Below are 21734 nucleotides of genomic sequence, written 5' to 3'. Positions count from 1 at the left end.
TGAAAAACACAACAATCGCCCTCATTCAAACAGGCTGCCGGGCAGAGATGATCAAAATGTACCGGGAGCTGGTGGCGGAAACGGCCGTTTCCATGCAAGCCCCATGAAAAACACACAAATTCAATTCGATATAATCTCACAAATTCAGAGCGTGCTTCATACGGCTGGCATTCCATTTTGGCTGCGCGGTGGCTGGGCAGTTGACTTTCTTTTGGAACGCATTACCCGCGAACACAGCGATATTGATTTGGTCGCCTGGAAACGTCATGCCGTGCAATTACGCAGCTTGTTTGAGCAAGCAGACTTTACATTTATGCGCGACACAGGCGTTCAATACGATTTCACAAAATGTGGGCAGGAAATCAGCGTTGTGTTTATTTCGCAAATTAGAGGGGAACTGTTTGTAGAAGGCATCCCCGACTGGGTGTGGCTACCTGAGGCGCTGTCATTGCCGCCACAGGAACTTGATGGTTCGTTTTGTCATGTCCTTTCGCCAGCGCAGTTGTTGGAGGAAAAAGTAGGTTACCAAAAAGACACCGGACGATCGCCACGCACCAAAGATTTGCAGAGCATGAAAACGCTAAACCAAATCATCATGAGCTAATCAATTACCCCGGAAACTCAAAATTTCCGGGGTAATAATGGCTGCTACAAATATCTTTCAAATTTGTTGTTCTCATCAACCAAAATATTGGTTGGCTCAATCAGTTCATCCGTTAGCTCAAAGCCGATGATGATGATTTCTTCTCCCTTTTTGATAAGGTGCGCGGCCGCACCGTTCATGAAAATGTCGCCGGAGCCAGGTTTGCCTTCAATAATGTACGTTTCCAGTCGAGAGCCAGAGGTGTTGCTTACCACCAATACTTTTTCGCCAGGGCGAAAGCCAACCAAATCAACCAGTTCTTTATCAATCGTAATACTGCCGACATAATTCACGTCCGCCTGAGTGACAGTTGCTTTGTGAATTTTGCCGTGTAACATCCATCGCATTATGTGTAAATCCTTTACAGTTGCCCACAAATCAGTTTTGATACTTCTTATTTTCGGGTCAGATGTTGCTAAATCGAATATCCGAAGGAAATATTAACATATTGCTCAGAGCAAAATCGTATAATTTTCGTTAGAACGCCCGCCACAAATGATCCAAATGGAGATCAGCCGATGAGCAGAAAAATCCGCGTCCTAAAAGCGAGTGGCACGCCGTATGAGATTGGGTTTGTACACGGCCGTTCCTACCACACCCAAATCCGCCAATACACCGAGGAACGCATCCAGCTCGTCTGCGATGGCTTGTGGAGCGGTGGCCCCTTGCCCCGCAGCGAGGTGCTGGCGCTGGCTGAAGCCTGTCTGCCTGCCCACGAAGCCTACGCGCCAGACCTCTTTCAGGAGCTGCAAGGGCTGGCCGCTGCGACCCAACTCTCTCTGGCAGAACTGATCATCGTCGGTGGCTTCACTGATTTTGTAGACGTGGTTTACAGCGTCATGCAGCAAAAAAAGGCACGCTTGCCCGTTGATGACTGCACCGCCTTCATCGTGCCAGATGGCGCGGCCGAGGGCGCAGGCTTCTTTGGCCAAACGTGGGACATGCACGACACGGCGACCCAATACGTCATCCTGCTGGACGTGCAGCCAGATGATGCGCCGCGCAGCCTTGTGTTCACCACCACCGGCTGCGTGGGGCAAATTGGGATGAATGGACACGGCATCTGCATTGGCATCAACAATCTGCTGGGGGCAGACGGGCAAATCGGCGTCACCTGGCCGTTTGTGGTGCGGAAGGTACTGCAACAAGACAATCTCGACGACGCGCTCGCCTACATCACCGAGGCGAAGCTGGCCGGGGCGCATAATTATTTGCTTTTTGATGGAAACGGCCGTGGTTACAACATTGAAGCGATGTCCAGCCATCACGCCATTACTCCACTCGCTGAGAAACCGTTGATTCACACCAACCATTGCCTACGGCCGCAGACGCAACAGTTTGCCCAGGCACGCCCACCAGAAGCGCAGGTTAGTTCTGAGGCTAGATTGGATAGAGCAGAGGAGCTTTTGGGGGAACGGCCGTTAACCATCCACCATCTCATTGCCCTCACCCGCAACTCGGAAGCCATCTGCGTCCGCGCCCAGCCGCCGTTCCACGTGGAATCCTGCGGCGCAGCCATTATGCAGCCCAAAACAGGCACCTTCTGGGCCGTTTGGGGCCTCCCCAGCGAAAACGAATACGAGCAATTTACAATCAATTAGCCCAAGGTGACTGTCACTGGCCAAAAGATGCTTGGTTAATGAAGTGGGTTAAGGCCAGTGACAGTCACCTCCACAAGCAAAAGGAAATCCAATGGAAGCGTGGAGCATTAGCCAGTTACAGCAAATGATGGACAGCGGCACGATGCGTGCCAAAGAGATCGTGCAGCTTTACCTGGATCGCATCCAGCAAATTGACCAGACTGGCCCCAAACTCAACAGTGTCTTGGCCATCAACCCAGAGGTGCTCGCCATGGCTGAGGAGCTAGACGCAGAGCGCAAAGCTCGTGGACCACGCAGCCCACTACACGGCATCCCCATTTTGCTTAAAGACAACATCGAGACCACTGACCCCCTGCCCACCACCGCCGGGTCGCTGGCACTTGCCCAAAACTTTGCCCAGCAAGACAGCTTTGTAGCTGAACGCCTACGCGCCGCTGGCGCCATTCTCCTGGGCAAAACCAACTTGAGTGAGTGGGCCAACTTTCGCTCTTCCCGCTCCAGCAGTGGCTGGAGCAGCGCGGGTGGCCAAGTACACAATCCGTACGCGCTGGATCGCAATCCGTGTGGCAGTAGCTCTGGTTCTGGCGTGGCAGTTGCTGCCAACCTGGGCGCTGCCGCCATTGGCACCGAAACCGACGGCTCGATTGTTTGCCCCTCTCATGTTAATGGCATCGTCGGCATGAAGCCCACCGTGGGGCTGGTCGGGCGGTCTGGCATCGTCCCCATCTCACACAGCCAGGATACGGCTGGCCCGATGGCTAGAACTGTGTGGGATACGGCCGTTCTGCTCGGCGCACTCACAGGCACAGACCCACGCGACGCCACAACAGCAAAAAGTGCAGGCAACAGCCATACCGACTACACGCAATTTTTAGACAAAAACGGTCTAAACGGTGCCAGAATTGGCGTCTCGCGCAACTTCTTCGGCTATAACCCTTACGTAGACGCGGTTATCGAGCAAGCGATTGAAACGATGCGTCAGCAGGGTGCCATCATCATTGACCCGGCCAACGTAGAAACCAAGGGTCAGTTTGGCGACTCTGAATTTGAGGTGCTGCTGTATGAATTCAAGCACAATCTGAATGCCTATCTGGCCACCACCCCCAAAACAGTCGTCCACCGCACATTGGCCGACCTCATCACCTTCAACCAAGCCAACAAAGAAACAATCATGCCCTATTTTGGTCAGGAACTGTTTGAAGCTGCCCAAGCAAAGGGAGACATCAGCGACGAAGCTTACCGCGAGGCTCTTGCTAATAACCATCGCCTAGCGCGGGATGAGGGGATTGATGCCACGCTCAAGGCACATCAGCTAGACGCGATTGTCGCCCCCACAGGCGGCCCGGCCTGGCTGACCGATTGGGTAAATGGAGATAATTACGGCGGCGCAAGTTCCTCGCCTGCGGCCGTAGCGGGGTATCCTAACATCACAGTTCCGGCAGGATACATATTTGGGCTGCCAGTAGGTATCTCGTTCATTGGTGGGGCGTGGCAAGAGCCAACGCTGCTGCGGCTGGCCTATGCGTTTGAGCAAGCAACGCAGGTGCGCCAGCCACCCCAATTTTTGCCCACGCTAAAATTTTCTTAACAACTGGAAAACCCCGCTCGCATCTGAGGATGCTCACTCCTCTCATTGCTGAGAAAAAACTTTGAACAAATTTGTAAACTGTTTTGTTTGGGCTATAATCTCCGGTGGCTTGGAGGTGCGACGACATCGGCACGGCGGCCTACAGGCTAAATTAGTTTTTTGGAGGTTCAACCTTATGCCACTAGATGGTACAGAAAAAGCCGAATTGATTTCCGATTTTGCTCAAAGTGAAGGCGACACCGGCTCTGCTGAGGTGCAAATTGCGATTTTTGATCGTCGCATTAAGCAGTTGCAGGAGCATCTACGCATGCACAAGCACGACGAAAGCTCCCGTCGGGGGCTGCTGAAACTGGTTGGTAAGCGTCGCCGTTTGCTGGCCTACTTACGCAAGCGTCACCCAGAACGGTACCGCGAGATTTTGGGCCGATTGGGTCTGCGTCGTTAATTAAAAAGGTATTCAACGAGGGGTGACGCGGTTGTCGCCCCTCCGTTTTTATTTCTGGAGCGGGTTTGGCGGTTTAGGAATTGGGTATTGTTACATACGGCAAATTGTCCGGTGTATGTGCCAATCCCCAGTCCCTAATCCATCCCCTCCAACCAAAACGAACGGAAAAGCGTTTTTCATAGCTCACAATGCTGCCCGAAACGTTGGTGGATTGTTTTTTGCGATCTATCTGGCAGTTTCGTCTTTAGAAAACCGCTCTTCCCAAGTAACTCACCTTTATGGAGGTTTATTCAATGAGTTCTGAACAAAATTTTACCACCCGCATTGGCAATGAAGAAATTACAATTGCCACAGGTAAATTGGCTGGGCAAGCTGGCGGTGCGGTCACCATTCGCGTGGGCGACTGTATGTTGCTGTCTACAGCCACTATGTCCAAAACTGTGCGCGAAGGGTTAGATTTCTTTCCCCTGAGCGTTGATTTTGAAGAGAAGATGTACGCTGGCGGCCGTATTCCGGGTGGCTACTTCAAGCGTGAAGGCCGCCCCACCACAGAAGCAGTTTTAGTGTCACGGCTAACGGATCGTCCGTTACGGCCGTTGTTCCCCAAAGGCATGCGTAACGAAGTACAAATCATCACCAGCACGCTCTCAGCAGACGGTGAGCACCATCTAGACATCCTGGCCGTCAATGCTGCCAGTGCCGCGCTGCACATCTCCAACATTCCCTGGGCTGGCCCTATCGGTGCCGTGCGCGTAGGCTACATCAATGGCGAATTTGTGGCTAACCCCACCGTACCAGAGATGGAAAACAGCAGTCTAGACCTGCGCTTGGCAGGCACCAAAGATGCCATCATCATGGTAGAAGCTGGCGCGGATGAAGTGACCGAAGAACTGCTGGTCGAAGCATTGGATTTTGGTCATGCAGCCATGCAGCCATTCATCAATCTGGTGAATGAAATGCGCGACGCGATTGGCAAGGAAAAAGATGAGATTGTGCTGAGTTCTGTGGATGAGGCGTTGGAAACGGCCGTAAAAGACAAAATCGGCTCCCGCATCACGGAGATCGTGGCTGGCACCACTGACCGATACGAGCGCAATGAGCAAATGGGGGACCTGCGCGAAGAAATCGTCAACGACTTCTTTGAAATCGACGAAACCACCAACCTCAGCGAAGTACGCGAAGTAATAACCGGTGTGCAAAAGAAAGCCGTCCGTGACCGCATCCTGTATGAAGGCATTCGCCCAGACGGCCGTGATTACACCACCGTACGGCCGTTATCCTCCGAAATTAACCTTGTGCCGCGTACCCACGGCTCTGGCCTATTCAAACGTGGCGAAACCCAGGTGCTTTCCCTAGCCACGCTGGGCACTCCCCGCGAGGCTCAAAAAATTGAAGGGCTCACCAGCGACGACACCCGTCGCTACATGCACCACTACAACTTCCCCCCCTTCTCCACCGGCGAGACCTGGTTCCTGCGCGGCCCCAAGCGGCGCGAGATTGGTCATGGTGCCCTGGCAGAAACCGCTCTGCGTCCGATGATTCCCAGCGAAGAAGAATTCCCCTACACCATTCGCGTGGTGTCTGAGGTGCTCTCCTCCAACGGCAGCACCAGCCAGGCCAGCGTTTGTGCCTCTACCTTAGCCCTCATGGACTGCGGCGTGCCGATTAAACGCCCAGTCGCCGGTGTGGCAATGGGTCTGGTAACCGACGGCGAAAAATTTGCTGTTCTCACCGACATTCAGGGGATGGAAGATCACCTGGGCGATATGGACTTCAAAGTCGCCGGAACCAGTGAAGGTATTACCGCCCTGCAAATGGACATCAAAATTGCGGGCATCACCAAAGAGCTAATGGCGCAGGCTCTGGAGCAGGCCAAAGTGGGTCGGCTGCACATTCTGGCCAACATGCTAGAAACCATCTCTGAACCTCGTTCTGAGTTAAGCGCAAACGCCCCCCGGATGCTTTCCATCAAAATTGACCCCGACAAGATTGGTGCAGTCATTGGCAAAGGCGGCGCAACCATTCGCAGTCTGGAAGAAACATATGAAGTTTCCATTGACATCCAGGAAGATGGCACCATCTTTGTGGCCGGTGTAGATGGCCCCAAAGCGGAAATGGCTGTGCAACAAATTGACGGCATGACCAAATCGCCTGAACCGGGTGCCATTTACCCCGGTAAAGTGGTGCGTATCACCGATTTTGGCGCGTTCATTGAGTTCCTGCCCGGCACCGACGGCCTGGTCCACATCTCCCAAATCTCTGCCGACCATATCAAACGAGTGGAGGATGCTCTGCAACTTGGGGATGAGGTAATGGTAATGGTCACTGACGTCACGCCAGATGGCAAGGTGCGCCTGTCTCGCAAGGCGGTTCTGGAAGGCTTTACCCTGGAGGAAGCTCGCGCCGACGACAAACCAAAGCGCTCTGGTGGCGGTGGGAATCGTGGCGGCAATCGCGGTGGTGGTCGTGGCCGTGACAATCGCGGTGGTGGCCGAGGCCGTCGTTAACTACCAGTACGCGAGTAAATAATTCATCATGACAAACGCCCAGGCCACAACTGTCTGGGCGTTTTGCGTTTATCTAAGTTTCTGGAAAAGAGATGCGATTTCTGACTTTTCCAAGTCTATTCAAATGTCATCAAGAAATCGCATATCTGCACACGCTTTTTCTTGTGAACGTCATTCCCAATGACAGGTTTTTCCGTGTACAATAATGTCATCAGGGTGTGTCCTACCCTGCCACTGCCAAACTTGATATTTGTACAGGAATCGGTGTCACGACCATGAAACGTAACGTTCGTTCCAGTTCCCCTCCTTGGAGTCCTCACAACAAGCGGCTTGTGCTGTTGATTATGTTTGTGCTGCTCTCATTGGCGCTTTATCGTTTTCGCTTGCTATTGTTGCCATTGAGTATGGCCATGATTTTGGCTTATTTGATTGAGCCTTTGGTTACGCAAATTTCGCGGCGCACACCGCTCAGCCGCAATCTCTCTATTGGGCTTGTCTATCTATTGTTGGTAGCTGCTCTGGTTTCCATCCCGGTTAGCACCATAAACCCCATTGTGACGCAGGTGAACAACTTTATCCATCGTACACCCCAATACATTCGTGATATTGGTGAGTTCTTCCAGGATCCAATTGTTCTGGCTGATGATATTGTGCTGCCCGTTGACCAGCTTTCATTGGACCAGCTATTTGCGTCGTTAAGCAACAATTTGGTTCAGGTGGTGCAAACTTTGGGCGGGCAAACGATTAGCATTTTTGGGAGTCTGGCAACGGCAACGATTTCAACCGTCGGCTGGACGATTATGGTCCTCTTTTTATCATTTTATCTGGTAAAAGATCACGAAACGCTATTTGAATCCCTTGTTAAATTGGCCCCAAAATCATATCAGAGTGATTTGTACCAGCTAAGTGAGGGCATTAGCATTACCTGGAACGCTTTTCTGCGGGGCCAACTGGTGCTTTGCGTAGTGGTAGGGGTCATCATTTTTTTCATTGCGCTTATTATTGGGCTGCCAAACGCGATGACGTTGGCACTTATTGCTGGATTTATGGAGCTGATTCCGACGTTTGGCCCAATTTTGGCGGCTATTCCGGCCGTGCTAATTGCTGCTATCCAGACAGATGCCAGTTGGCTGGGCAGCTTGATGTCACCGTTTTGGTTTGCGGTGCTGGTGCTGGGCATTTATGGGTTCATTTACCAATTTGAAAATTATTATCTGGTGCCGCGTATTATTGGGCATCATCTGAAGCTGCATCCGCTGGCGGTGTTGTTGGGTGTGTTGGGTGGAGCCAGCGTGGCGGGCATTTTGGGTGTGCTATTGGCAGCCCCGGTGCTGGCTAGTATCCGGCTTATTTGGATGTACATTTATTGCAAGCTGACGGATCAGGATCCGTTTTCTGATAAGTTTATGCCTTTTACAAAGGTGAAAGCACCGACAACGGCCGTTTCCACCCCATCCCTACCACAAAATCCAGACAAACCAGACAATACGGCCACCGCTTCATAATTTTGGTATTTTTGACGCGCCAGGCTTACAATTGACGGCATCTTAAGTTATGTACGGCCGTTTGCCACCTTGCCAACCTTCACACAAAAAAGGATAAACAATCCAATGAGTAACGATGAAAAAATGGAAGTTGATATGGTTGCCGAAACCGAAAATTTCGCCGTCTGGCGCAGCCCGAATGACGATGGCTTTTTTTACCATGTGGAGCTGGGCAGCATCACCCTGCATCTGGCATCTGACGAGTGGGAAGAGTTTTTGGAGCTAATGAGCGACGCAAATGACAAGTCGTGAGGTAAACGGCCGTTCCACCGAAACCGAGCCAGCCGCTACCTACAGCCTCATGATGCGGGATTTGGCCGAGCATGAACGCCCCCGTGAGCGGCTGCTCAAAGTTGGGGAGCGAGCCGTTTCCACTGCTGAACTGCTGGCTATCATTTTGCGCTCCGGCGTGCCGGGCGAAAACGTGCTGCGGTTGGCAGAGCGGCTGCTAACCACTTTCCAGGATTTACCTGGCCTGGCGCGTGCCTCTATTGCTGAACTGACCAGAGTGAAGGGGGTTGGCCCGGCTAAGGCGGTAGAGATCAAGGCTGCGCTGGAAATCGGCCGTCGGCTGCTAACCAGCGCGCCCCAAGAAAAGCCGCGCATCACGTCCCCAGGCGATGCTGCTAACCTGCTAATGTCGGAGATGAGCTTTTTGGAAAAAGAGCATCTGCGCCTGATTTTGATGGATACGCGCAATCGCGTGCTGGCCACGCCCACCATCTACGTTGGCAGCCTGAACACCTCGGTCATTCGCGTTGGGGAACTATTTCGCGCAGCCATCAAGGAAAATGCGGCCGCTTTCATCGTGGCCCACAACCATCCCTCCGGTGACCCTTCACCCTCCTCTGAAGACGTGGCTGTAACGCAGCAGCTTGTAAAAGCTGGTTCGCTACTTAACATTGACGTGCTGGATCACATTGTTATTGGGCATAATCGCTTTGTCTCCATGAAGGAACGGGGGCTGGGGTTTTCGTAAATGAGCCTAGAAACTAGAGATTAAGCAATCCCTAGTCTCAAATCTCCCAAAAATTATGGCAAGACAAGAACTTTTGACAAACGGCCGTATCGGCAAACCATTTCATCCGTATCGTGACAACAAAAACCTCATCATCGCCGCAGGTTGGGCACCTTGGTGGCTAAACGCCGCTGAGGGTTCACCCGACTGGAAGAACCGCACACCCATTTTTAGTGCCTACACCCTGGACGACAGCTTGACGCAGCAGCTTAGTACCCCGTGGGGGACGCACGAAGCTGGTTTATGGCAGCAGGTTCCCTCCGTGGCGGGCAACCAGTATGAGTTGAGCGTCGAAGGGCAAGCGTGGTCCAGTGAAGATGCGTCACCGGGCAGCCAACTCGAGGCCAGCAACGTTAATTTGCAGGTGGGCATTGATCCCACGGGCGGACTTGACCCTACCAGCCCGCTCATTGTGTGGAGCGAGGCAGCACAGCCACTCAGCCATTGGGAAACGGTGCGCGCGCAGGCAGAGGCGGAAGCGTCAATCATCACCATTTTTGTGAAATCGGCCCCGAACTTGCCCAAGCGGTTGCAATCTATTTTTTGGCGGAACGCGTTTTTGCGCCCCATCGGGCGGCACAAGCGCGGGGTGAATATTGTGGGTTTGGGGGATACGCATATCGCCCTAGAGCCCGAGCAGCCCAAACCGGGGGAACCGATTACGGCCGTCATCTCCGCCAGCCGAGAGCACAAATATACAGACCTCATCGTTATGCGCCCGGACAACACGCAAGGCCAAGTGACAGCCAGAGGGCGGACGCTGGACGACGAACGCTTTGTGTGGCGCTACGAATTTAGCACCGACATGGACGGCCTGTACGATATTCGCTTCGTGGGGGATTTTGGGGCGCGGCTGCTGGCGCTGCGGCTGCTGCAAGTGGCAAGAAATGTGCAGTTGGTTCCCAGCGATTCAGCCCGGATGAGTTACCGTCGCGTTTATGTTCTGCTACCCCCAACGGCCAGCCAAAAGTGGATGTTGGCAGCGGTGAGGGGAGGGTATGACGGCCGTTTCACAATCGGTTTTTCAGCAGATGACGCAGGCATTGGCAATCTGGAAAATCGGCACGTTTTGGCTGTAAACCCCCACCATTGGCCCGAAGTGTTGACGGCAAGCTGGTTCCAGCAGCATTATCCAGGAGTCAAATTTACGCCCGTGGTCGCCAATCAGCCAGAAGATTTAGAAGCGTGGCTCAAAAACTGGACAGGCTTAGATTAAATTTTCCAGTAGGAGAAAAGGGAGATATTATGAAAAGAAAAAGGGTCAAAAAAGCTGAGATATTTTCAGATACCCTGTTTTTTCTAGGGGTGAGCCTTTTAGGAATTTGGGGAATTGTCATTTTTGCCGTTGTGGGAATGATTATTTTTGTACCCAATTTTGATGGACTTAACCCTCAATCAAATGTATCCGCTTTCTGGCTAGCACTCATTCCTATAGGTATATTTTTTTTCGCAATTGGTGGCTACTTCAAATTTATCCACCAAAGGTTACCTCTCTCTATACAACCATTTGGACTCTTGCTGCCTATTTTAGCCACTCTATATTTTTTACACTCATTTACTGCACCAGAAATACAAGAGTTTGCTCCAATCTTTTCTGAGGTACAAAATTTTATAATCAAGCAACAAACAGACATTTCCATTGAATTACTTGGAGGGGTGTTTACAGCTTGGATATTTTATTATGGGTTTGAAATATCTAGGGAGGAAGAACAAGAGCAAGATCACAAACAATTACTATCAGAACTTAAATCCATTCGGAAAGAGCTAGCAATCTTAAAACAGGTAACTAGCAACCAAAACCAAGCCATCAAACCTACACCAAGCTTTTTTGCTAGGTTATTTTCCCGAAAGTAAGTAATGCCAAACCTACAACTATAATCAATCTGCGGCCAAGAGAGCCACATCCACAACTTCTACCTCAAAATTGTGACCCGATGAGACGAGAATGATGCTCTCGATAAATTGAGGCGTGCTGCGACCCTGGCGGGCAATTTCTTCCCCTAAATCAATATCGTAGAAATATTCCTGACCCAGCGGCACGCGCTCGTGGGTGTCTTGCACCATGGCGCAGGTGGTACAGCCGTCTGGCTGCACACCGGGGATGGGGTCGCCAACAGCGTAAAAGCCATGCTGCCAAGTGTTGGAAAAACCTCCGCCATCTACGTAATTAACACGCACGAAGAGTGGACATTCACTCCCAGCAATGCCGCACACCTCCAGTGATTGGTTGATGATGCGGAACGTCACCAGCAGGCGCAGCGATTCAATTTCGGCCACATCTTGATTGACAGATTGGCGCACCAACACATCGGCATGGCCTACGCCTTCGCGGATGATGTTGAGGCGCGGTACGTCGCCTGCGTCTAGCACACGCACCTGCCCAGCAGGCTGGTCGGCTCGCTCGACGCTCCAGGGAAACACCGTCCAGCGGTTGAGTTCCTGGCTAAAATCACCGTTAGCCAATAAGTTGCGCTCTGTTTCCAGTGGCCCTTGCGGAGGCGCACCCGTCGGCACAACGGCCCGCTGATTCTGGATCAGGGTCAACCCGCTGCCGTCTACGGCCGTTACCATCACTTCCCCCGCCTGCACTGTCACCTGCGTCTCGTCGTTGTTCACAATGATGGTGTACTGCCCTGGCGTCTGGATGGTGATGTCGCTTTGGGGGCTGGCGATGATGATGTGGGACGGCCGTTCCCCAAATTCGGGCACGGTGAGGCGGATACGGCCGTTATCGAGCCGAAAACTCAGACTGTTCTCTTTATCACTTACGCCAAAGCGGGGGGTATCTCCCTCCAGCAAGATGAGATCGGTGTTGCTGTACACCTGCAGCCGCGCCAGCAAATCTTGCTCTTTGGGCGGATTGACGGCAATCAGTGCCGAGGCATTGTCACCCGTTAGCACCCGCTCGCCGGGGGCAATGACCAGACCACCCTCGCCAGCCAGCAGCGCGGTGCGGTCGCCCGTGGTGTTGTCTATGCCCACCGTCCCCTGATTAGCCTGTACAAAAACCGCCAGCGATTCGGTTAAATTTTGCACCAACGCATTGGCGGTGAAGGGAATGGCGATGGTGATAATCATGCAGACGGTAAAGCTACCGAGCAAAACCACCCAGGCCATTCGTTGACGCTCTCGTTTACTCTTTTCTTCAACCATAACTTCTCTGTGAAACTGTGTATCACATTTAGAATTGGACAGAGAAAACAAACCGCAAAGGCGCAAAGGGCGCAGAGTTTCAAAGCTTACAGAGACAATCTTTGCGTTCTCCGCAACTCTGCGGTGAAATTACTCTTCTTCTGTAAAGCTATCCGTGTCCAATTTTCCTGTTTTCGGAAACTTAACCCATGTACTTAACCGAGAATCTACTAAATTCGCCCGTTGCGTCTGCCCATTTCACATCTACACGTTGCACGCTGGCGGCAGGCGACCCCTCATGCAAAAAGGCGACCAGTTGGTGCAAGGCAGCTTCGTCTCCCTCTGCCACTACTTTCACGGTGCGATCTCTTTGGTTGGCAACCCAGCCCGTTAGCCCCAACCGATTGGCAGTGCGATGGGTGTAGTAGCGAAACGAAACCCCTTGTACATAGCCATGCACAACGGCCGTCACTTGTTTGTGTGGGTCTAAGTCAGGCATTGTTCTCCTCAGGCGAATTATACCTAAGGGTAGCGGGGAGGAGTAGGTGAGGTGGAACGGCCGTAGGGCAATAATCCCCAAAGCGGCGACCAGTCGAGGGTATGCGATACATCTATTGTGCTACAAAACATCTTTCGCTATACTATTTCCCATCGTGTACGATCATCCACTCAGGACAAAACCGATGCCAATCAGCAAAAATTAGGTTTCAACCAGCATTGACAAGTACCATCTCGAGCGGTACAAAGCCATTTGTGGCAACTTAGGAACAATAGCCAACATGCGCTAGGCTGTTCACAACCTCTACCTGAATACTTACGATTTGCGAAGACGCATCCTGAAAAAAATATTGTCAAAACTAAATATACCTTTCAGAAGTAAGTAGAGTTGATTGGGAAATCGCTTTTAAGAGAATTCTATGCGAAAGAATTTGCATTAGAAAAATCAAAAAACGACTATAGGAGAGCAGCATAATAAATAGTCAGCGTTTTATCACCTCAGTTTTCACGAAGAAGGTTAAATTCGTTGTACGTTACATACGTAATAGTAGGAGACTGTAATGTTCAATATATCCATCAATTTATATTTAGGATCGAGATTTAGAGATGTGTCCATTTTACCCAGTTTGTCCTGTGTGAATTTGCAAAAACGGACAGTTTAAAATTCTCAATCCTTAGGAGGTAAAATCAAATGGATCCAGTAACAGTGAGTGTAGTAGCAACTAGTGTGGTTAGCTTAATTTCAACTGCTATTGTTAATGCTGGTAAAGTTGTTATTAACAAGAGCAGCAAGGAAGTCGCAAAATATTTGGGAGACATCGTTGGAAAAAACGTGTCCGCAGTCTTAAATACAGTTATTAGCCAAGCGAGTGATAAACCGGCCGCCAACGAAGCTGTTGAAGACATACTTTTAGAACCAGAAAATGAAGATGTAAAGGCAGCTTTACGAAGACAAATAGAAAAGCTCATGAAAAAAGATGAAGAGTTTGCAAATAAACTAGCCGAACTCCTGGAAGAGGCAAAATCAGAAGCAAAACAAATAGGAGTTAATATAACTGTAAGTGGTAGTGGTTCGGCCGCTTCTTCGGGGGGTGTTGCTGCCGGCAAAGGTGGCGTTGCAGTTCAAGGTAACGTAAAAGGTGGTATCAGCATGGGAGGTTCAGATAAAAAACAATTGTAATTTTTACAAAATGCCAATCATGAACGTGTTATTAAGGACGAAATGAATCAAGCTGAAGATCAAAACAATCCAAAGATCGAGAATCTTCAATTATCGACTTCGGGTTCTGGTGCGGCAGCAAATGATGGTGGTGTTGCAGCTGGCAAGATGGGCATTGCCATTAAAGGTGACATTCAGGGCGACGTTCATTATCATGGATTAATTGAGGAAAAAACATCAATTCCTCATCAGGGTCCCCCACCGCCGCCTAATTATATTCCCCGCGAGCAAGAGATAGCACTTATTGAAACCTTATGTCAAGAAGGAAACCAAATCACATTGATTCAAGGAGAGTCAGGCGTTGGTAAGACATCACTAGCAGCTAGCCTTGTCGACCACTTTCAAGCAGAGGAATATTTTAATGATGGTATCCTCTGGGGTGATATGAGCGAAACTGATGCCCATGAACAATTGTGGTACTTTGCTGATAGTATCGGTTTAAAGCAGCGTGTTGGTGCAAAATCACATACATTACCGCGTGACCTGTTTTGGAATGCTCTCGTAGATAAGCAGGTGCTACTTGTTTTAGATAATATCACTGACTCCAAAATAGTTGAGCAAATAGTGTCGCCGTCTCTCAGCACTGGAAAATGGAAAAAATGTCGTATTTTGTTAATAGCTATCCCCAACCAGAAATTTGAAATATCGATTGATTATCAGTTATCTCTAGATCCTTTCAGCAACGAGGAAGCAGAAGCCTTTTTCAAAAAAGCCTTGGACGGATCAATCCTTAATCAATATAGCGATATTCTTTTTGATATCGCACAAGAATTAAATTTTTATCCAAACACCATCGTTGCTGCCACACAAAAATTTATTCGTGGGGATGGGAATCCTTATACTTATCTACAGCAACTACGTCTAGCAGAGAAACAACCTCAAGAAATTTACAGGGCATTCTGGGAAGCTCACTCTCTGAATATTCAAGGTCTATCGGATGATCAGATTCGCCTGTTAGAGCTTACTGCCGTCCTAAGCACTGCTGATTTCAGTTACGAAATGATAGCGGCTATCGCTCTACGAAAACCTACTGAAATTCAGCATGAGTTAAATGGTTTAGTCCAGAGAGGATTATTGCAAGTAACTGATAAGGAACGCTTTACCCGCAATCTTGATTTCCATGAATTTTTAAAAAGTAGATTGCAAGCTTGGGCAAATTACGAGCTGCAAGCTGCTTATCATTTGTTAGCTCGATACTGTATCGATTTAGCGCACGATCTTGCCGAAAAATACGGGCTAAATACTGCATTGATTGCAGATAGTATATCAGTTTCCCGCTACCAGAGAGAACTATTGGATGAAATGCCCCATTTTCGCAAAATTTTTAATTGGGCATTGGAGCAAAGTGATTGGCAAATTTTGCGCCGTTTTGCCCACTATCCTTATTTTGGTTTACTAAGGGATCTCTTCACTAATAGTTTTTATACGCGATTTTCCTTTGAAATGGCAACTATCGCTAATGTTCTTGTTACGCATAACGGTCGGCAGTCCATATTTCATGTAAAGGAGTGCATAGGTAATTCTCATGGATTATGGCCTGCCATTAGACCTGGCAAATATCTTTTTGGCATCAATGGCGATATCAGAACCCACGCCCGTTATTCTAAAGAATTTGAAAGACCCTCGATCGGTCTTTCGAGTCGGACACGCCGCAGAGCAGGCCGGCATATTCTTGGAGACAAGATAACGGGTGATATTTATTCTCTCGATGGTGTTTCTGATCAGCTATCAAGCGAGCCAACACGACCAGAATTATCATTAAATTTCTATGCTAGCCATACTGTCAATCTTCAATTTTCCCAAGTTGATATTATTGATACGGTCTGGGTTGCCGTTCATGCTCACAATCTTAACTTTTATCGGATTAGTTTTGTCGGCACACATTTTCTAGGCTGCTACCTTCAGCATTCCGGTTTTTTCGAATGTGAGGCAAGAGGCATAGATTTTTCTGGCAGTGACTTGAGTGGATCGGTTTTCAGGGATGTTGATTTTCGAGGTGCCATTTTTACTAATACAATTTTAAAAGATACCGTGTTTGATAATGTGGATTTACGTGGCAGTAATTTGAAAGGTGCCAATTTCAGCGGGGCGGCCATAAAGCATACGAACCTAGATGGGTGCAACTTAATTGACACCGTTTGGAAGGATGTAACCGGAACTCCCTTACTAAGTGATGAAGATCGCCTTTTTGCTAAACACATATTTCAACCGAACCCACAAAGATCGAGCTTGAAGCCATCGATCTTAATAATAGTACATCTAACCTTGATAATTATTTTTTGGGATTGAGCAATGATCCCCTTTATTCTATTTCTGTCTGGACCAACTTCCTATTCCTTGTGAGTAAAGGGAATATGTCTCACTTTAAAGATATCAATGGTTCGTCAGCTATTATCTACAATAGTGTTTTTGAAGGTGAAACTCAGTTCCAGAATATGACGATGGTTGGTGCTACAATTGCCGAAGCTCGTTTCGAAGGTGGAACTATATTTAATGATATTCCTATGCAAGGAATAACAATTTTCAAGACCATATTTGAAGGTGATACTGTTTTTATACATTCGTCCATGAAAGGCACACGAATATCTGAAACAAGATTTGAAGGTGGAATTGATTTTCAACAAACTGACTTGACCGGGGTAGTCGTGAAAAATTGCATTTTTGAAGGAGGCTTCCTCGGATCGAATATAGACCTGAAACAAGCCCAGATAGTTGATTCAGTATTTGAAGGCGATTCTCTTTTTGACCAAGCTAGGATGTCTCTGTGTAATATTTCTAAGACTGTTTTTGCAGAGGGATCTTCTTTTATCGAAGCGGATATTCGAGCGGCAAGCTTTGCCAAAGTTGAATTACAAAGCGCATCATTCCGAGGAGCTGATTTATCTTGGTCTCATTTGTTTGATATCAATCTTGATAGAGGAGATATCTCAGACGCGAAACTGTCATCGGCAACATTGGAAAAGGTGTCCTTAGTTAGTGCAAATCTGACAGGAGTCGATTTGTCTAGGGCACGATTAATTGATGTTAATCTACGGGGAGCAAAACTCCAAGATGCTAATCTACTGAATGTTAATCTTGATAGTGTAGTATTGTTGGGTGTGGACCTGACAGAGTTTGGCTACTTAATGTTGAGCAAAAATTTTGTGGCTAACCAATTTAGATTTGGTTGGGAATTGTTGTCAGACGATTTAAAAATGAAGCAGGACTTCGCTGATACTTTTTGGCAGTTAGCAAAACTTTCATCCGAAGGAAAAAATCTCGACATTGAGAAAACACAACAGATAATAAACGTTCTAGATGAAGGCTTGGAGATAGTTATTGAAATATTATATCCAATCCTTACACAACAATCTTACAAAATTATTTTGGACAGTTCTTCTCACCCAACCAATATATCTATTGTGTATGATGACACTATACTTCGAGTAAATGAAGCCAAAGCAGACTTGCAACAACTCATCGCTCAATTAAACTTAGTGGCGCATCAAGTACCTCCTAACAATACTGAAGAGGCAGAAGTAATAGCCGAACTAGCACAGACACTTATCGAAACTGCAAGCAGCGATAGACCAAACAAAACGATGATGAAAATCATGGGGGAAGGATTGAAGCAGGCTGCTAAGAATTTGGCAGAAATTGTACCAAATATTGTCCAAATCGTGGACAATATTGTAACAGCTACTCTTTCCATGGTACAAGAGCATAAATATATCGCCTGGCACCCTGAACTGCAACAACTCGTTGCTCAATTAAATATGGTATTGCAACAAGTACCTCCTAACAATACTGAAGAGGCAGAAGTAATAGCCGAACTAGCACAGACACTTATCGAAACTGCTAGCAGCGATAGACCAAACAAAACGATGATGAAAATCATGGGGGAAGGATTGAAGCAGGCTGCTAAGAATTTGGCAGAAATTGTACCAAATATTGTCCAAATCGTGGACAATATTGTGACGGCTACCCTCGTTTTGGGATAAATGTAGAATTTCACACATTTTCCTAACTCTACAAAACGGTTATTTCCGCAGACCTGTTGCGTGCTATCGTACCAGACCCGCTGGGAGACATACGTTGCATCCGGCATAATGCAGATATCGAGCCTTCGGCTCCGAATCCTTCTGTGCAAGTGAACTGGGTTTTAGGCGGCCTCTAAAATTGGGCTCGTTCGCCTTCATAATCACGATTTCCCGTTAATTTCAAAAAATCAACTATGAGATTCCGCCCGTTCACGCAGGAGGTGGCCGGGAAGGCCGGGGCCTTCGTAAATGAGGCTGGTGTAGAGCTGTAACAGGCTGGCACCGGCGTCTAGCTTGGTCTGCAAGTCGGCGGCCGTGCGGATGCCGCCCACGCCAATTATGGGCAATTTCCCGTTTGTCTGTCGCCAAATGTGCTGAATGATCTCGGTGCTTTGCTGGCGCACGGGGAGGCCACTTAGTCCGCCCGTCTCGTTCTGTTTGAGGGAGCGCAATCCGTCGCGGCGAATAGTGGTGTTGGTGGCAATGATGGCGTCAATTTGTTGGTCTTGAACGGCCGTTAAAATCTCATCCAACTCATCCAAAGTCAAATCCGGGGCAATTTTGATGAATAACGGCCGTTTCGCAATGTTATGCGCCTCAGCCAATGTTTGATTCTCTGCCGCTAGCGCACCGAGCAGCTCGCCCAAATAATCCCCACCCTGCAAATCCCGCAGCCCCGGCGTGTTGGGCGAGCTAATGTTCACCGCTAAGTAATCTGCATAAGGATAAACCGCCTGCATCACCGCGATGTAGTCGCCAGCCGCTTCCGCCAGCGGGGTCTCCTTTTGCTTGCCCAAACTGACGCCCAAGATGTAATCGTGCGGCTTTTCAGCCAGTTTTCGCAGCCGAGGCAACGCCACCTGCACGCCGCCGTTAGGGAAACCCATCCGGTTGATAATCGCTCCATCCTCTGGCAGCCGGAAGATGCGCGGGCGCGGATTGCCCACCTGCGGGCGCGGCGTCAGTGTACCAACCTCGATGTGCCCAAAGCCGAGCGCGGCCAAACCGGGCACCACGCGCACGTCCTTGTCGAAGCCAGCGGCCATGCCCAACACGTTGGGGAAGGTTAGCCCAGCGAATTCAACTGGGCTTTTGGGTAAGGGACCAGCGATTTTTTTTAGGAACGGCCATCCCACCCCACCTTGCGCCCATTCCAGCAAAGAGAGCGTCCGCTCGTGCACGGTTTCCGCATCCATGCGCCGCAAAATCGGAAACACAAAACGCTGATAAAAGTTAGCCAAATCGAAACATCCACTTCACCAGCCAAGCTGCGGCCGGTTTCCAGACCGAGCCGCCCGGTGGCACGGTGAGGACACCGGCCACAGCAAGAGTGTGTAAAAATTAGCCAAATCGAAAACCCTCCACGTCAGCTTTTAATTCTTGTTTCACTTCGGGGGGCACTTTATTCCAGGGCATATCGTGCAACGCGCCATAAAGCGCATACAGCAAATTGAGGCTCACCGGGTAGCCCTGCGCTTTCAGCAAACAGTACGCAGACATGATGCCCATCTCGCTCAACTCCTGCTGTGTGTGCACGCCAATATTAGCTAACCACGTGGTTGATTTTGGCCCCAAATTAAGCAGCGATTCCAGTTCTGAGTTTGCCATTTCCCCTCAAAAAAAGCCATCTCGTTGTGGAGATGGCCTATAAACCTAATCATCGTTTAGCTGCAAAACAGCCATAAATGCTTCCTGCGGCACTTCTACCGTGCCGATCATCTTCATGCGCTTCTTGCCCTTCTTTTGCTTTTCCAACAGCTTGCGCTTACGAGACACATCACCGCCATAACATTTGGCCAACACGTCTTTCCGCATTGCCTTCACGGTAGCGCGGCTAATCACGCGCTTGCCGGTTGCCGCCTGAATTGGTACCTCAAACATCTGGCGCGGAATTTTCTTCTTCAAGGCCGTCACCAGCTTCTGCCCCCGATGGTACGCCATGTCACGATGCACAATCATTGCCAACGCATCCACTGGCTGTTTATTTACCAGCACTTCCAGCTTCACCAAATTAGAGGCGCGATAGCCTGCCGCCTCATAATCCATCGAAGCGTAGCCACGGGTGCCGCTCTTTAGCTTGTCGTAAAAATCAATGATGATTTCTGCCAGGGGAATATCAAACTTAAGCACCACGCGCCCTGGGGCGGGATATTCCTGCCCCACAAATTCGCCTCGTCGCTTAATCACCAAATCCATCACGACCCCGTAATATTCATCTGGCGTGAAGATTTGCACGTGCATCCACGGCTCACGAATCTCTTCGATTTGGCTTTCGTCGGGCAGCTCGGCTGGGCTGTCTACAATAACCTCCTCGCCTGTGTGTGCCATTTTTACTTCATACCGCACGCTGGGCGCAGTTGCTACCAAATCAAGATCATATTCACGCTCTAGCCGCTCTTGTATAATTTCCATGTGGAACAAGCCCAAAAAGCCACAACGAAAACCAAAGTTTAGTGCGTCGGACGTTTCTTGCTCAAAAACAAGCGAGGCATCGTTTAGTTGCAGCCGTTCTAACGCTTCTTTCAAGAGGGCGTAATCTTCCCCTTCGGTGGGGTAAAAGCCAGCAAAGACCATTGGCTTGACTGCCTGATAGCCCGGCCAGGGTGATACGGCCGTTCGCTCTCGCAATGTAATGGTGTCACCCACGCGACATTCGCGCACCGTTTTAAGCCCGGTGGCAATGTACCCCACTTCACCAGCAGAGAGCGTGTCCACCGGCTTCATGGCTGGGGCAAATACGCCAATTTCGATGGGTTCGGCCGTCACTTCGTTAGACATCATCTGAATCCATTGTCGTTTATGCAGTTGGCCTTCAAACACGCGCACGTAAGCGATGACACCTTTGTAAGAATCGTAGTGGGAATCGAAGACCAGGGCACGAAGCGGTGCTTCGTTATCAATTATAGGAGGCGGTACGCGCTCAACAACGGCCTCCAGCACTTGCTGGATGTTGGTTCCCATTTTGGCACTAATTGGAATGACATCTTCCGCTGGCAAGCCGATTATGTTTTCAATCTCCTCGGCCACGTCTTCCGGCATAGCGGCAGGAAGGTCAATTTTGTTGACAACGGGGATGATTTCCAGATCAGATTCGAGTGCCAGGTAGAGGTTAGCCAACGTTTGGGCTTCGATGCCTTGCGTGGCGTCTACAACCAGCAGCGCCCCCTCGCAGCCTTGCAAGGCGCGGCTGACTTCGTAGCCAAAATCTACGTGGCCAGGGGTGTCAATCAGGTTCATGATGTATTCCTGGCCATCTTTGGCGGTGTAGGTCATGCGAACGGCCGAAGCCTTGATGGTTACGCCTTTTTCCCGCTCTAAATCCATGCTGTCAAGCACCTGCTCCTGCATTTCCCGCTCGGTGAGGGTGTCTGTTTCTTGCAGCAGGCGGTCGGCTAAGGTTGATTTCCCATGATCAATATGGGCGATGATGCAAAAATTGCGAATGTTACTTTGTGTCATGGGGTAAGTATATCAAAATGGCGCGTTTACGGTAGAATAGCCAAAAGTGTTACGAGGTTTT

18 protein-coding genes and 1 pseudogene are annotated in these 21734 nt (G+C 49.5%); 13 read left to right on the top strand and 6 right to left on the bottom strand.

Annotation, left to right across the window (positions count from 1 at the left end; all coding sequences use genetic code 11):
- Positions 1-103 precede the first annotated feature (103 nt).
- The gene (locus ACOQPM_RS02120) at positions 104-604 is read left to right on the top strand and encodes a nucleotidyltransferase domain-containing protein (protein ID WP_420627572.1); all 501 of its coding nucleotides are present in this window, start codon (positions 104-106) and stop codon (positions 602-604) included.
- A gap of 44 nt (positions 605-648) precedes the next feature.
- Here the strand turns inward: ACOQPM_RS02120 and panD are convergent, their stop codons facing one another.
- Positions 649-990: an aspartate 1-decarboxylase gene (gene panD, locus ACOQPM_RS02115; protein WP_420627571.1), complete on the bottom strand. Its 342-nt coding sequence runs from the start codon at positions 988-990 to the stop codon at positions 649-651.
- 171 nt (positions 991-1161) lie between these two features.
- Here panD and ACOQPM_RS02110 point away from each other — a divergent pair, with 171 nt between their 5' ends.
- The 9 genes and pseudogenes from ACOQPM_RS02110 to ACOQPM_RS02070 all read left to right on the top strand — a co-directional run bounded on the left by ACOQPM_RS02110 (position 1162) and on the right by ACOQPM_RS02070 (position 11200).
- Entirely contained in the window at positions 1162-2244 is a 1083-nt protein-coding gene (locus tag ACOQPM_RS02110) for a C45 family autoproteolytic acyltransferase/hydolase (RefSeq protein WP_420627570.1), read from the top strand.
- An 82-nt stretch (positions 2245-2326) separates the two neighbouring features.
- Positions 2327-3832: pseudogene (locus tag ACOQPM_RS02105) on the top strand (amidase); the annotation flags it as partial.
- A 175-nt stretch (positions 3833-4007) separates the two neighbouring features.
- Complete coding sequence (gene rpsO / locus ACOQPM_RS02100) at positions 4008-4277, top strand: 30S ribosomal protein S15 (RefSeq protein ID WP_420627569.1); 270 nt, start codon at positions 4008-4010, stop codon at positions 4275-4277.
- Between the two features lie 293 nt (positions 4278-4570).
- Positions 4571-6784: a polyribonucleotide nucleotidyltransferase gene (locus ACOQPM_RS02095; protein ID WP_420627568.1), complete on the top strand. Its 2214-nt coding sequence runs from the start codon at positions 4571-4573 to the stop codon at positions 6782-6784.
- Between the two features lie 275 nt (positions 6785-7059).
- Positions 7060-8289, top strand: coding sequence for an AI-2E family transporter (locus ACOQPM_RS02090; protein WP_420627567.1), 1230 nt, complete (start codon positions 7060-7062; stop codon positions 8287-8289).
- A gap of 105 nt (positions 8290-8394) precedes the next feature.
- Entirely contained in the window at positions 8395-8580 is a 186-nt protein-coding gene (locus ACOQPM_RS02085; RefSeq protein WP_420627566.1) for a hypothetical protein, read from the top strand.
- Entirely contained in the window at positions 8567-9307 is a 741-nt protein-coding gene (gene radC / locus ACOQPM_RS02080) for a RadC family protein (protein WP_420627565.1), read from the top strand. The genes ACOQPM_RS02085 and radC overlap by 14 nt, the downstream gene beginning before the upstream one ends.
- 55 nt (positions 9308-9362) lie before the next feature.
- Positions 9363-10562 carry a hypothetical protein gene (locus tag ACOQPM_RS02075; protein WP_420627564.1) on the top strand — a complete coding sequence of 400 codons (1200 nt, stop codon included), beginning with the start codon at positions 9363-9365 and terminating at the stop codon, positions 10560-10562.
- Complete coding sequence (locus ACOQPM_RS02070) at positions 10532-11200, top strand: hypothetical protein (RefSeq protein ID WP_420627563.1); 669 nt, start codon at positions 10532-10534, stop codon at positions 11198-11200. Before ACOQPM_RS02075 ends, ACOQPM_RS02070 begins: the two co-directional genes overlap by 31 nt.
- 24 nt (positions 11201-11224) lie before the next feature.
- Here the strand turns inward: ACOQPM_RS02070 and ACOQPM_RS02065 are convergent, their stop codons facing one another.
- Both ACOQPM_RS02065 and ACOQPM_RS02060 read right to left on the bottom strand, forming a co-directional pair.
- Positions 11225-12499: a hypothetical protein gene (locus ACOQPM_RS02065; RefSeq protein WP_420627562.1), complete on the bottom strand. Its 1275-nt coding sequence runs from the start codon at positions 12497-12499 to the stop codon at positions 11225-11227.
- 181 nt (positions 12500-12680) lie between these two features.
- Positions 12681-12977 (bottom strand): acylphosphatase, encoded by a 297-nt coding sequence (locus ACOQPM_RS02060; protein WP_420627561.1) that lies wholly within the window; start codon positions 12975-12977, stop codon positions 12681-12683.
- Between the two features lie 690 nt (positions 12978-13667).
- Between ACOQPM_RS02060 and ACOQPM_RS02055 the strand changes: the two genes are divergently transcribed.
- The 3 genes from ACOQPM_RS02055 to ACOQPM_RS02045 all read left to right on the top strand — a co-directional run bounded on the left by ACOQPM_RS02055 (position 13668) and on the right by ACOQPM_RS02045 (position 18175).
- The gene (locus tag ACOQPM_RS02055; RefSeq protein WP_420627560.1) at positions 13668-14156 is read left to right on the top strand and encodes a hypothetical protein; all 489 of its coding nucleotides are present in this window, start codon (positions 13668-13670) and stop codon (positions 14154-14156) included.
- A gap of 42 nt (positions 14157-14198) precedes the next feature.
- Positions 14199-16484 carry a pentapeptide repeat-containing protein gene (locus tag ACOQPM_RS02050; protein WP_420627559.1) on the top strand — a complete coding sequence of 762 codons (2286 nt, stop codon included), beginning with the start codon at positions 14199-14201 and terminating at the stop codon, positions 16482-16484.
- Between the two features lie 65 nt (positions 16485-16549).
- Positions 16550-18175, top strand: coding sequence for a pentapeptide repeat-containing protein (locus ACOQPM_RS02045; RefSeq protein ID WP_420627558.1), 1626 nt, complete (start codon positions 16550-16552; stop codon positions 18173-18175).
- A 227-nt stretch (positions 18176-18402) separates the two neighbouring features.
- On the opposite strand, the gene ACOQPM_RS02040 is transcribed toward ACOQPM_RS02045, so the two are convergent.
- The 3 genes from ACOQPM_RS02040 to lepA all read right to left on the bottom strand — a co-directional run bounded on the left by ACOQPM_RS02040 (position 18403) and on the right by lepA (position 21673).
- On the bottom strand, positions 18403-19455 hold the full coding sequence (locus tag ACOQPM_RS02040; protein WP_420627557.1) for a quinone-dependent dihydroorotate dehydrogenase: 1053 nt from the start codon (positions 19453-19455) through the stop codon (positions 18403-18405).
- Positions 19456-19555: 100 nt separating this feature from the next.
- Positions 19556-19822, bottom strand: coding sequence for a TfoX/Sxy family protein (locus ACOQPM_RS02035; protein ID WP_420627556.1), 267 nt, complete (start codon positions 19820-19822; stop codon positions 19556-19558).
- 45 nt (positions 19823-19867) lie between these two features.
- Complete coding sequence (gene lepA / locus ACOQPM_RS02030; protein ID WP_420627555.1) at positions 19868-21673, bottom strand: translation elongation factor 4; 1806 nt, start codon at positions 21671-21673, stop codon at positions 19868-19870.
- Positions 21674-21734 lie beyond the last annotated feature (61 nt).

It is taken from the genome of Candidatus Leptofilum sp. (genome assembly GCF_965223525.1).
Taxonomy (GTDB): Bacteria; Chloroflexota; Anaerolineae; order Promineifilales; family Promineifilaceae; genus Leptofilum.
This window is presented reverse-complemented; position numbering and strand designations above follow the sequence as displayed.